Genomic DNA, 12,746 nt, shown 5'->3' on the forward strand with positions numbered 1-12,746 from the left:
GTAGTTGAAAGCCGCCCTCAAATCAACGCCAGCGCCGATAATTTCCCGATCAGCCCGGCCGGCATCGCGTCATCCAGTTCCGCGCCTTCGGCCAGATCGGCGGGGGCGTCCGCGCCGTCCAGATAGCGCCAGCCCTGATGCGCACGTTTCGGGCGGCCGTGGACCAGCACCAGTTTGGGATCGAGCCGGATCGCCACGCGCCCGCCCTCCGCTTCGCCAAACCCGACGATGCGCGATCGTGCGACCAGCTGGTGCTTGAGGATCCAGTAGAGCGAACCCCCGCCGGCTTCCGGGTCCGCATCCGGCCCGGCGATCTCCGCGTGCCGCTTGGGCAGATAGCGCGTGGTCAGTTCGTAGGGTGGCAGCCCCTCCCGCGCGCGCCAGCGTTCGACGAAACTTTCCAGGCTGTCGACGCCGAACGCGACTTTGGTGAGATGCAGCGTCATTTCAGATATTTGGGGAGCCGTGCGCTACCCGCCAAGGCCCCACAAGGTCGCCAGACCAAGGAACGACAGGAACCCCATCACGTCGGTCATCATCGTCACGAACACGGCGGAGGACACGGCCGGGTCTACCCCCGCCCGCTCCAGCGTCACCGGCACCAGCACGCCAGCCAGACCGGCGATCAGGTTGTTGATCACCATCGCCATCGCGATGACGATCGCCAGATCGTGATTGCCGAAGACGAACCACGTGCCGAGGCCGATCAGCACGCCGAGCATCGCGCCGTTCGACGCGGCGATGGTGAATTCGCGCGCGATCATCCGGCCGGTGTTCGAACTGGTCAGCTGGTTGGTGGCGAGCGCCCGGACCACCACGGCCAGCGTCTGCGTGCCGGCATTGCCGCCCATGCCCGAGACGATCGGCATCAGCACCGCAAGCAACGCGAAGCGCGCGATCTCGCCCTGGAACAGCCCGACCACCGACGCGGCGAGCATCGCCGTGCCGAGATTGACGACCAGCCACGTGATCCGCGTCCGCACCGTCAAAGCGATCGGTTCGTTGATGTCGCCTTCGCCGGCACCCGACAGGCGCAGGATATCCTCGCCCGCTTCCTCGGAAATGATGTGGACGATGTCGTCGACCGTGATCATGCCGACCAGCCGCCCGCCGGGATCGACCACCGCGGCCGAGATCAAAGCGTATTTCTGGAAGCGCAGCGCCACCTCTTCCTGGTCCATGTCGACCGGGATCAGGGTCTGTTCGCGCTTCATGACGTCGGCCATCGAGACGGTGCGCGGTGTGCGCAGGATCCACGACAGCTGGCACGTGCCGACCGGCTTGTGCGCGGGATCGACGACGAAGATCTCCCAGAAATCGGTCGTCAGTTCCTCGTGCCCGCGCAGGTAATCGATCGCGTCGCCGACGCTCCAATGCTCGGGCACCGCGATCAGCTCGCGCTGCATCAGGCGGCCGGCGGATTCCTCGGGATAGCTCAGCGCCTCCTCGATCGCGGCGCGATCGTCCGGGTCGAGCGCGCGCAGCACCTCGCGCTGATCCTCCGGCTCCATGTCCTCGATGATCGCGACGGCATCGTCGGTATCGAGTTCGGAGGCGATGTCCGCGACCTGCGTGGCGGAGAGCGAATCGATCAGATCCTCGCGGACGTAATCGTTCATCTCGGCGAACACGTCGCCGTCGAGCAGATCGGTCAGCGCCTTGGCGAGATCGGCGCGACGTTCGTTCGGGGTCAGTTCGAACAGATCGGCGATGTCGGCGGGATGCAGCGGTTCGACCAAAGCGCGCGCCGCCTCGTCGTTGCCTTCCTCGACCCGATCCAGCACCTTGCGCACGAATTCGGGCTTCAGACGATCGTCCTCGTCCAATTGCGTGGCGTCTTCGTCCTCCTGGGGGATCAGGTCGACTTCGCTCATCTTCGACCTCCATGTGCCATGCGTGCCCCGCCCCTAACCCAAGGGCCGGCGTTCGTCATCCCCGCCCGGTCGCCCAGCGCCTTCGCATTGCAACTGAGGCAGCGCATCGCTACCTGCGCCAAGCATTCCAATCCCAGGAGCCCACAATGGCCGATACTTTCGAAACGCTGACCCTGACGCTCGACACCGGCGAGGTGAAGATCAAGCTGCGCCCCGATCTGGCGCCCGAGCATGTCGCCCGCATCGGCGAGCTCGCCAATGACGGTTTCTATGACGGCGTGGTGTTCCACCGCGTGATCGACGGCTTCATGGCGCAGGGCGGCGACCCGACCGGCACCGGCATGCACGGTTCCGACAAGCCGAACCTCAAGGCCGAATTCTCCAAGGAGCCGCATGTCCGCGGCGTCGCCTCGATGGCGCGCGCGCAGAGCCCGAATTCGGCCAACAGCCAGTTCTTCATCTGCCTCGACGATGCCCGCTTCCTCGACGGCCAGTACACCGTATGGGGCGAAGTGACCGACGGCATGGACGCGGTCGATGCGCTGCCCAAGGGCGAACCGCCCCGCACCCCGGGCAAGATCGTCAAGGCGAGTGCCGCCTGAGGATCGACGGTATTGAAATGGTAACGCGGCGGGTGTAGATACCATCTGCCAAAAGATATTGGCTTTATGCCTCTGAATCCGAACCCCCGTCATTGCCGTGGCGGGGGTTCACCTTTTTCAGGCCGTTCGGGAGGCAGGTTGCCGCCTGCCCCCCTCCCGTTGCCTACTTGCGGCGAGCTACCTCGACCACCTTGAGAATCAAGGTGGCAAAGGCAAACAACGCCGCAAGGAAGAGGCAAAAGTCACCAAAAGACATTGGGCTTTTCTCCTCTGAATCGACGGCAGGATGCCGCCGTCCGTCGGGATAAGCCCCTCACCGCTATCGTTCAAACATCCGAATCCGCGACCGCCTCGATCAGCCAGTCGTGGAACAGCCGTACCGGTTTCTGCGTCAGCGCACGCGGGCGGCAGACGAACCAATAGCTGTACGGGCTTTCCACCGCGATATCGAACAGGCGCACCAGCCGGTCGTCGCGCGCATCCTCGAAATGGCTTTCGTGCATGAACGCGATGCCCAGCCCCTGCGCCGCCGCCTCCAGCATCAATTGCCCGGAATCGAAATGGTCGATCGCCAGCGGCTCCATGTCGCGCAGCCCGGCCGCGCGTCGCCAGGCACTGAACGTATCGGGCATGTCGCGGTGGACCAAAGCGGTCAGCCCGGCAAGCTGGTCCGGCTTGGTGATCGGGTTCGGCCCCTCGATCAGCGCTTTCGACCCGATGACATAGACCGAATTGCGATCCAGCCTCTTGGCATACAAAGTCGGATCGATTTCCCGTGCCAGCGCGATCACCGCGTCCAGCCCGTCGCCGAGCCGCGAAACGCCATGCGCCGCGGTGTCGATATCGAGATGCAGTTCGGGATGCTTGGCGCGCAATTCACCGAGCTTCGGGAACAGCCGTTGCGAGGCGAACAGCGGCAGGATGCCGAGCCGCAGCCGCAGCACGTCCGCGCCGCTCGTCATCGTCTCGACCGCGTCCGACAGGCTGTCGATCGCCGGCGCGATCTGCGCCAGCAGTCGTTCGCCATCCATGTTGAGCACCACCGCCTGATGGCGCCGTTCGAACAGCGGCTTGCCGATGAAGCGCTCCAGCGCCTGCACCCGCCGGCTGAGCGCGGGCGGCGACAATGCCAGTTCCTGCGCGGCGGCCTTGATCGACCCCAGGCGCGCGACCTGCACGAACGCCTCGATCGCGGTCAGCGGCGGTAATCTACGCATCGACCCTCCGATCCTTCATGCCGACATGCTGCACCGCACCCAAGCGTCTGACAACCCGAAGCGCGCATTCCACCTTCGTATTATGTCGGCAATGCGTGCAAAAAATGCAACCACGGCGATTCTTTTCGCACTTGCACAATTTTCAGCCGGGGCGCAGAAAGATCGGGCCTTTCAGGCATCCTCTCCTAAAACTTTTCAAGGCCGGCCTTTCGGGGCTGGCCCTTTTTTTGTCTTTTCAACGACTTGGGCCGCTTCGACGCCGCAAAGCGCCACCACCCGCCGCCGCTCTTCTCGTATTCCCGGAACCCGCTTCCTATCTCGCACGCTGAAGAATCGTATTCCGCGTTTGAGAGACAAGATGGCCGATAGCGAAACACCGATCCGTAAATTGCAGGTCGCCAACGCCCGCCCCGAAGATAGCGGGCGCGGCCTGGCGCACGTGCCGCGTTCGATGATGGCGGCGCTGGGGCTGGCCGAAGGCGACGTGATCGAGATCGTCGGCAAGTCCTCCACCCCCGCCCGCGCCGTCGCGCCCTATTCAGAGGATGAGGGGCTCGACCTGCTGCGCATCGACGGGCTGCAGCGCGCCAATGCCGGGGTCGGATCGGGCGATTATGTCGAAGTGCGCAAGGTCGAATCGAAGCCGGCGACGCGGGTCGTGTTTGCCCCCGCGCAACAGAACCTGCGGCTGCAGGGCTCGTCCCAGGCGCTGAAGCGGACCTTTTTCGGCCGCCCGCTGACTCAGGGCGACGTGGTCGCCACCGCCGGGCAGCAGCGCGTCGACGACATGCCGCCGGGCGTGCAGCAATTCCTGCGCGCGCCGGCCTATGCGCTGCAGGAGATCCGGCTCGCGGTGATCTCCACCACCCCCAAGGGCGTGGTGCATGTCGACGAGACGACCGAGATCGAACTGCGCCCGGAATATGAGGAGCCGAAAGAGGCGCGCCGCGCCGACGTCACCTATGACGATATCGGCGGCATGGGCGGCACGATCGACCAATTGCGCGAGATGGTCGAACTGCCGCTGCGCTATCCCGAACTGTTCCAGCGGCTCGGCGTCGATCCGCCCAAGGGCGTGCTGCTTTATGGCCCGCCCGGCACCGGCAAGACGCGCCTCGCGCGCGCGGTCGCCAACGAATCCGCCGCCGAATTCTTCCTGATCAACGGACCGGAGATTATGGGATCCGCTTATGGCGAATCCGAACAGCGTCTGCGCCAGGTGTTCGAGGAGGCGCAGAAGGCATCGCCATCAATCGTGTTCATCGACGAGATCGATTCGATCGCGCCGAAGCGTGGACAGGTGTCGGGCGAGGCGGAGAAAAGGCTCGTCGCGCAGTTGCTGACGCTGATGGACGGGCTGGAATCGCGCGCCAACGTCGTGGTCATCGCGGCGACCAACCGGCCCGAGGCGATCGACGAGGCCTTGCGCCGGCCGGGGCGGTTCGATCGCGAGATCGTGGTCGGCGTGCCCGACGAACGCGGACGGCGCGAGATCCTGGGCATCCATACGCGCGGCATGCCGCTGGGCGACAAGGTCGATCTCGACGAGCTGGCAGCCACGACCTATGGGTTCGTCGGTGCCGATCTGGCGGCACTCGCGCGCGAAGCCGCGATCGAGGCGGTGCGCAAGATCATGCCCCGGCTGAATCTGTCCGAAGGCACGATTCCGCCCGAAGTGCTCGACGAACTGGCCGTCACCCGCGAGGATTTCCTCGATGCGCTCAAGCGCGTCCAGCCGAGCGCGATGCGCGAGGTGATGGTCGAGGCGCCCAAGGTTCGCTGGGAGGATGTCGGCGGACTGGATGCGGCGCAGAACCGGCTGAAGGAAGGCGTCGAACTGCCGCTGAAGGATCCGGACGCGTTCCGTCGCCTGGGCATCCGCCCAGCCAAGGGCTTCCTGCTCTATGGCCCGCCCGGGACCGGCAAGACGTTGCTGGCGAAAGCGGTCGCACGCGAGGCGCAGGCCAATTTCATCGCCACCAAATCGAGCGACCTGCTGAGCAAATGGTATGGCGAGAGCGAGCAGCAGATCGCCCGCCTGTTCAGCCGTGCGCGGCAGGTCGCGCCGTGCGTGCTGTTCATCGACGAACTCGATTCGCTGGTGCCGACGCGCGGCAGCGGCATGGGCGAGCCGCAGGTGACGGAGCGCGTGGTCAACACGATCCTGGCCGAGATGGACGGGCTGGAGGAACTGCAATCGGTCGTCGTGATCGGCGCGACCAACCGGCCCAACCTGATCGATCCCGCGCTGCTGCGCCCCGGCCGCTTCGACGAGCTGATCTATGTCGGCCTGCCCGATGCCGCCGGCCGCGAGCGCATCCTGAAGATCCAGACCGCGAAGATGCCGCTGGCCGGCGATGTCGATCTTGGCGTGCTGGCCGGGCGCACCGAACGCTTCACCGGGGCGGATCTCGAGGATCTGGTGCGTCGTGCCGGCCTCGTCGCGCTGCGTTCCTCGCTCGATATCCGCGAGGTGACGATGGCGCATTTCGAGGAAGCGCTGACCGATTCCCGCGCCTCGGTGACGCCCGACATGGAGCGCGATTACCAGCAGATCGCGGCACAGCTGAAGCAGGACGCGTCGGCGCTGCAGCCGATCGGGTTCATCTCGCCGGGGCAGTTGAAGCCGCACGGGTCGAAGGGCGCGGACTGAGACTCGCTCTTCTCCCCTCCCTGGAAGGGAGGGGTTGGGGGTGGGTCGGCAGGGGGTGAGATCGACGCTCACTCGATAGCAACCCACCCCCGTCCCTCCCTTCCAGGGAGGGGAGAAGGTTGACCGACATCGCTCAACCCGCAACGGGCATTGCATGACCCGCAAGATCAATCCCGGCATCGTCTATGCCGTCGCCGCCTATGCGATCTGGGGCCTGCTGCCGCTGTTCCTGAAGCTGCTGAAGCCGCTGCCCGCGCCGGATATCCTCGCGCACCGCATCCTGTGGTCGCTGGTACTGCTGATCATCCTCGCCGCGATCTTCCGCCACGGCCCGGCGCTGCGGCGCATCGTCGCCACGCCGCGGCTGATGCTCGCGCTCGCCGCGTCCGCCATGCTGATCGGGGTCAACTGGCTGTGCTACATCTTCGCGGTCAATGGCGGCCATGTCGCGCAGGCGAGCCTCGGCTATTTCATCAATCCGCTGGTCAACGTGATGCTCGGCACGCTGATCCTGCGCGAACGGCTGGGGCGGATCGAAGCGCTGGCGGTGGCGCTCGCCGCGTGCGGGGTGGCGTTTCTCGCCTACGAACAGGGCGGCGTGCCGGTCATCCCGCTGACGCTCGCTTTCTCGTTCGGCCTGTACGGATTGATCCGCAAGGTGACGCCGGTCGACGCGCTCGACGGGCTGCTGATCGAGACGGCGATCCTCACGCCGCCGTCGCTGCTGTGGCTTTCATTGGCCGGCACGTCGCTCGCGCATGGGCCGAGCTTCGGGCTGCTGCCGGTCGCCGGCATCGTCACCGCGATCCCGCTGATGCTGTTCGCCGCCGCGGCCAAGCGGGTCCGCTACAGCGATCTCGGGCTGCTGCAATATCTCGCGCCGACGCTGCAACTGATTCTCGCGGTCGCGGTGTTCGGCGAGATGCTGAGCGTGGCGCAATGGACGGCGTTCGCGCTGATCTGGCTCTCGCTTGGCATCTATCTGACCGGCACGACGCTGGCGGCGCGGCGCGCGAACGTGCTGGTGAGCGATTGACCCGCAACCGCTCGTCCCGAGCTTGCCGAAGGGCGTGTTTCGGGCGCGAGCGCGCGTTCGGGGTACGTGCTTCGACAGGCTCGGCACGAACGATGACATAAAAGGCGGCGTCCTAAACCGTCCTGAGCGCCTTCCAGCCGTAGAAGAACACCACCACCAAAGCCGCCGCCGCCGTCAGATACGGCAGCGAATGCTGTGCCTCGTACAAGCCGACCCCGATCGACGGGCCGAGCACGAAGCTGGCACCGTTGACCGACGTGACCTTGCCCGCCACCGACCCCTGCGCCTCCGGCCCGACCGCCAGCGACGACCCGGCGGTAAAGCCTGGCCGCGTGAAGCCGAACCCCGCCGAGGCCAGCGCATAGGCGATGGCGATGCTGTACAACGACGTCGCGATCCCGGTAAGCGCGCAGCCCGCCGCCGCCAGTACCAGCCCGACCAGCACGAGCCGCTTGGGGTCGAGCTTCAGGATCGGAATCAGCCCCCACTGGACCAGCAGCGCGGACCCGGCGCCCATCATCAGCACCAGTCCGGTCGGCTGCAACGCCTCGACCGGCGCGACATGCAGCCGGTCGATCACCAGAAAGCCGATCGCCTGGCCCGTCATCGCCTGCGCATGCCCCATGATCAGGCCCATGATCATCCAACTGCGGATCCGCGCATCGGTATAGCGCACCGGTTCGCTCACCTCGTGCGTCGCCGCCGTCACGCTGGCCCCGGTGGATTGCCCGCCGACCGAGGGGTAGGCGATCGCCGCACCGTGCGTGCCGGGCTGCGGCACCAGATCGTTGGGCAGCATGCGGTGGACCGCGACGAAGATGCACGCGCCGAACGCGGCGGCGAAAAAGGCCGGGCCGGCCAGCCCGATCTCGATCCTGCCGATATGGCCGAGCGTGAGATACGGGGCGATCGCCGGGCCCAGAATCGTGCCCAGCCCGAAGGCCGAACCGAGCAGGGTCAGCGCCCGCGTCCGCTCCTCGCGCGTCGTTCGTCCGGCGACCAGCGCCTGCACCGCCGGGGGTGCGGCGGACCCGAACGTGCCGTAGAGCAGCCGCCCGGCGATGAACGCGACGAACGCCGTGACCCCGCCGATCCAGCCGTTGATCCCGGCGGTCAGCGCCAGGCCGCACAGCAGCAGCGAACTGGTGAAACCGCCCAGCCCGAGCAGGATCATCGCGCGCCGCCCGTGCCGGTCCGACCGGTGCGCCCAAAACGGAGCCGACAGGACCCATAGCAGGGCCGAAACCGAGAACGCCGCCGCCACCGCGCTGTCCGGCACCTTCAGCGAGCGCCCGAGCGCCGGCAGCACCGACTGCAACGCGGTGTTGCCCGCCGCGATCGTCAACATCACGACGAACAGCAGGATGAAATCGCGTTCGATCTTCGCCGCCGATTTCGCAGCCGCCCTCATGCGCGGGTCCAGGCGTAGTGCCGATCGACCTGCGTCACGATCACTTCGTAACTGTCGTACCACAGCGCGCGGCCGCGTTCGCGGATCGCGGCATGTTCGGCATTGCCGCGCCACGCGATCGCCGCCGCCTCATCCGCCCAATAGCTGATCGTGATACCCAGACCGTCCGCTCCCCGTGTCGAGACGATGCCGCGATAGCCGGGCTGGGTCGCCGCCAGCCGTTCCATCGCGTCCGCCGCCTCGCCATATCCCGTATCGTCCACCGCGGTGCGGCGCGACAGGAAGATGACCGCGATCTGCCCCGTCCGGTCGTCCTGCATTAAACCCGCTTAGACGTTTCGGCCTCGCGTGCAACACGGTGCAAATCGTCTCCACCTGACACGCGTGCAACCCGAGCGCTTGAATGTTCGTTGTAAGTTTGCGACGGATGCCCGCAGCATGTCGCCAAGACCACCGGAATCGTTACCAGAACAAGGATTGCCTGTGCCCGTTTCTACCGCTGCCGCACGGCGCCAACGCCGACAGCTTCGGCAGGCAGCCGGCGTTTCCTCGCCGTGGAGCATGTTCCTCAAGGGGTTCTTCAAGCATCCGGTGATGGTCGGTGCCCTGGTCCCGTCGTCGCAGGCGTTGGTCAACCGCATGCTCAAGCGTTGCGACTGGGCCAACACCAAGGTGTTCGTGGAATACGGCCCCGGCGTCGGCACCTTCTGCAACACGATCCTCGAACATCTGCCCGCCGATGCGACCTATATTGCGATCGACACGAACGAGGATTTCGTTCGCTATCTGCGCCACGAGATCGTCGATCCGCGCTTTTCGGTCGTGCTCGGCTCGGCGGCGGACGTGATCCGGATCGTTCAGGATCATGGCCATGAAAAGGCCGATTACGTCCTGTCCGGCCTGCCATTCTCGACGCTGCCGGCCGGAGTCGGCGACGCGATCGGCCAGGCGACGGGCGACGTGCTGCGCGCGGGCGGCGCATTCCTGGTCTATCAATATTCGCCCAAATGCCGCGACTTCATCGAACCCTATCTGCCGAACATCGATCACGAGATGGAATGGTTCAACGTGCCCCCGGCGCAGCTTTATTGGGGCTGGAAGGAATAATCCGCCCGGTCGGGTGAGGCGCAAGCCTTGGAGCGAACCCTGCGACGTCCTACCTAGACCGCAATGCCAGATACCGCCGTCACCGCCCGAATCGCCGACGGCATCGCCGCGATCCCCGCCGCCGACTGGGATGCCTGCGCGGGCTCGGACAATCCGTTTCTCAGCCATGCCTTCCTCTCGATCCTCGAGCGATCCGGCAGCGCCACCGCGCGCACCGGGTGGCAGCCGGTGCCGATCCTCATCGACGGCGCCGACGGTCGCCCCGCCGCCATCGCCCCGGCCTATGCCAAGAGCCACAGCCAGGGCGAATATGTCTTCGACCATGGCTGGGCCGATGCGTGGGAACGCGCCGGCGGGCGCTATTACCCCAAGCTTCAAGTCGCCACGCCGTTCACTCCCGTGCCCGGCCCGCGCCTGCTGCTGATAGACGAAGCCTATGCCGCGCCGCTGATCGCCGCGATCGAGGCGGTGACCGACCAGCATCGTCTGTCTTCCGCCCACGCAACCTTCATCGCGCCGGGTCAGGTGCCGACGTTCGAGGCGGCCGGGTGGCTGATCCGCGCCGGCACGCAATTCCATTGGCGCAACGAGGGATATGCCGGCTTCGACGATTTCCTGAACGCGCTCGCCAGCCGCAAGCGCAAGGCGATCCGCAAGGAGCGCGCGGCAGCGGTCGAAGGGCTGACGATCCGCCACCTGACCGGCGACGCGATCACCGAGGCGGACTGGGACGCCTTCTGGATCTTCTATCAGGACACCGGCAGCCGCAAATGGGGCCGCCCCTATCTGACGCGCGAATTCTTCTCGCTGCTCGGGCGGGAGATGGCCGACAAGGTGCTGCTGATCCTCGCCGAACGGGAAGGCGTGGCGATCGCCGGCGCGCTCAACCTGATCGGCGCGGACACGCTCTACGGCCGCTATTGGGGATGCCGCGAGGACGTGCCGTTCCTGCATTTCGAACTCTGTTATTATCAGGCGATCGACGCCGCGATCGCGCGCGGCCTGACGACGGTCGAGGCCGGGGCGCAGGGCGACCACAAACTGGCGCGGGGTTATGCGCCGGTCACGACGTGGTCAGCGCATTACATCCCGGATCCGAACTTCCGCCGCGCGATCGCCGAGTTCCTGGTGCGCGAACGGGAGTCGGTCGCGGCGGACCAGGACTATCTCGGCGATCTCACCCCGTTCAGAAGGGCGCCCGCCAGATGATCTTGGGGTGAATCTCGGCGTCGCTGACGAACACGCCGGGACGCGAGTGATCGACCTTGAACAGCACGCTGGTGCCGTCGCGCCATACCTCGACCAGACCCTGATTGTACTTCGCGTCATAGGCCGGCGGCGCGATCAGCCAGACATAGTCGTATGCCTGGCGCGGGAAGCGGGCGAGCGCGCGGTTGATCGGACGCCACCATTCGCGCGGGCACTGGATGCTGGTGACGATCTGCGACGGATCGTGCGAGAATTTGCCCGCCAGCGTATATTTCGTGGTCAGGAGCTGCGCGCCGGCCATCGACCATTGATCGTTCGAATAGGCCAGCTTGCGCTCCAGCGCGAGCGCGGGGAAATGCTCCAGCCGGGTCATGAACCAGCGATTGCCGCATTCCTGCCCGACGAACGTCACCAGCCGCGCGCCGACCGGCACATGATCCAGCGCCTTCAATTCGCGATCATAGGTGCGGTCGAACATCCAGTAGCTGACCGTCGCCGCGCCCATCCGCACCAGGAAGAAGGCGCAGCCCAGCATCGCCAGCGTCGATGCGCCGCGCATCGACAGGCCCGGGCGCGGCCGGAGCGCGATCACCGCGATCGCGATCATGAAGGGAGCGAGGCGCATATCGGCATAGGCCGAGCCGAACACGATGCGCGGCAGTACGATGAACACCGCGAGCAGGAACAGCGCCGACAGGCCGAGGTTGCGCGAATATTCGATGTTCGGGTCGCGGAACCCCTTGAACAGGATCAGATAGAGGCAGGCCGTCGAGGCGATGTCGAACGCCTGCCAGCGATCGGCCAGCACCTTGGTGAGCCAGCTGATCTTGGCCTGCCAGTTGAACCAGTCGCCGGTCTGCCCGGTCACGTGATCGCCCGAGCGCCACACGATCATCATCACCATCGGAATGGCCAGCGGCAGGCAGTTGAGCCCGGCCTTGAACCATGCCTCGATCCAATGGCCGCGCCGCACGCGCTGCCACAGGGTGCCGGGCAAACGCCGCCCGGTCATCGCATCGTGCTGGCGCACCATTTCGGCCGAGAAGGCGAGGACGCCGAGCACGCCCCAGCCGAAGGTGTGGCAGATCCACAAGGCGACCGAGAGCGGCAGGAAGATCGCGGCACGCAACTTCAGATGCCCGAGCCGCGCCATCCTGAGCCATAAGGCGAAGGCGTTGAGCGCGATGCCCATCGCCAGCGCGAAATTGACGAAGCCGAACTGGAACGGGAAGCTGTAGGCCAGCGGCAGCGCGAACAGAGCGGTCGGCGGAATGCGCCCATGCACCTCGCGCGCGATCCACAGCAGCCCGAGCACGGTCAGCGCCGGGATGCAGATCACGATCAGCTTGACCGCCAGTTCCAGCCCGAACACCGGCGCCAGCGGGACGATCAGCAGATCGATGCCGAGATTGCCGATCATCGACCATTGGAAATCGTACCAATCGGCCAGCCACGGCACCGTGTTCATGTCGAGCTGAACGCGGTAGCGGCCCATATGGCCGGGCAGATCGACCAGCGGCGGAATATCGGGCTTCAGCAACGGAATGATGGCGACGAACACCATCAGCGCCACGAACCACCGCGTCTGCCACCAGTGCAGCCTGTCTTCCCCGCCCTGCTCGAACTTGCCCTGCATC

Annotated in this window: 11 protein-coding genes; 5 read left to right on the forward strand and 6 right to left on the reverse strand. The window is 66.0% G+C overall.

Annotated features, from left to right (window positions below; all coding sequences use genetic code 11):
- Positions 1-17: 17 nt before the first annotated feature.
- Together ASG11_RS01240 and mgtE are read right to left on the reverse strand one after the other, a co-directional pair.
- On the reverse strand, positions 18-446 hold the full coding sequence (locus ASG11_RS01240) for a DUF1489 family protein (protein WP_055774164.1): 429 nt from the start codon (positions 444-446) through the stop codon (positions 18-20).
- Positions 447-470: 24 nt separating this feature from the next.
- Entirely contained in the window at positions 471-1,874 is a 1,404-nt protein-coding gene (mgtE, locus tag ASG11_RS01245) for a magnesium transporter (RefSeq protein ID WP_055774167.1), read from the reverse strand.
- Between the two features lie 146 nt (positions 1,875-2,020).
- Here mgtE and ASG11_RS01250 point away from each other — a divergent pair, with 146 nt between their 5' ends.
- Positions 2,021-2,476 carry a peptidylprolyl isomerase gene (locus ASG11_RS01250; RefSeq protein ID WP_055774168.1) on the forward strand — a complete coding sequence of 152 codons (456 nt, stop codon included), beginning with the start codon at positions 2,021-2,023 and terminating at the stop codon, positions 2,474-2,476.
- A gap of 326 nt (positions 2,477-2,802) precedes the next feature.
- Here the strand turns inward: ASG11_RS01250 and ASG11_RS01255 are convergent, their stop codons facing one another.
- A complete protein-coding gene (locus ASG11_RS01255; RefSeq protein ID WP_055774170.1) occupies positions 2,803-3,693 on the reverse strand; it encodes a LysR substrate-binding domain-containing protein in 891 nt (296 codons plus the stop codon).
- 358 nt (positions 3,694-4,051) lie between these two features.
- On the opposite strand from ASG11_RS01255, the gene ASG11_RS01260 reads away from it, so the two are divergent.
- Both ASG11_RS01260 and rarD read left to right on the forward strand, forming a co-directional pair.
- On the forward strand, positions 4,052-6,346 hold the full coding sequence (locus ASG11_RS01260) for a CDC48 family AAA ATPase (protein ID WP_055774173.1): 2,295 nt from the start codon (positions 4,052-4,054) through the stop codon (positions 6,344-6,346).
- A gap of 154 nt (positions 6,347-6,500) precedes the next feature.
- A complete protein-coding gene (gene rarD, locus ASG11_RS01265) occupies positions 6,501-7,382 on the forward strand; it encodes an EamA family transporter RarD (RefSeq protein ID WP_055774174.1) in 882 nt (293 codons plus the stop codon).
- Positions 7,383-7,494: 112 nt separating this feature from the next.
- Here rarD and ASG11_RS01270 read toward each other — a convergent pair whose 3' ends face one another.
- Positions 7,495-8,793: an MFS transporter gene (locus ASG11_RS01270; protein WP_055774176.1), complete on the reverse strand. Its 1,299-nt coding sequence runs from the start codon at positions 8,791-8,793 to the stop codon at positions 7,495-7,497.
- Complete coding sequence (locus tag ASG11_RS01275) at positions 8,790-9,113, reverse strand: antibiotic biosynthesis monooxygenase family protein (protein WP_055774178.1); 324 nt, start codon at positions 9,111-9,113, stop codon at positions 8,790-8,792. The genes ASG11_RS01270 and ASG11_RS01275 overlap by 4 nt, the downstream gene beginning before the upstream one ends.
- 241 nt (positions 9,114-9,354) lie before the next feature.
- On the opposite strand from ASG11_RS01275, the gene ASG11_RS01280 reads away from it, so the two are divergent.
- Together ASG11_RS01280 and ASG11_RS01285 are read left to right on the forward strand one after the other, a co-directional pair.
- Positions 9,355-9,900, forward strand: coding sequence for a class I SAM-dependent methyltransferase (locus tag ASG11_RS01280; RefSeq protein ID WP_443024423.1), 546 nt, complete (start codon positions 9,355-9,357; stop codon positions 9,898-9,900).
- Between the two features lie 63 nt (positions 9,901-9,963).
- Entirely contained in the window at positions 9,964-11,109 is a 1,146-nt protein-coding gene (locus tag ASG11_RS01285) for a GNAT family N-acetyltransferase (protein ID WP_055774182.1), read from the forward strand.
- On the opposite strand, the gene ASG11_RS01290 is transcribed toward ASG11_RS01285, so the two are convergent.
- Complete coding sequence (locus ASG11_RS01290; protein ID WP_055774184.1) at positions 11,087-12,745, reverse strand: hypothetical protein; 1,659 nt, start codon at positions 12,743-12,745, stop codon at positions 11,087-11,089. The two genes, ASG11_RS01285 and ASG11_RS01290, sit on opposite strands and share 23 nt — an antisense overlap.
- Position 12,746 lies beyond the last annotated feature (1 nt).

Origin of the sequence: Sphingomonas sp. Leaf357, from assembly GCF_001423845.1 — a bacterium.
Classification (GTDB): domain Bacteria; phylum Pseudomonadota; class Alphaproteobacteria; order Sphingomonadales; family Sphingomonadaceae; genus Sphingomonas.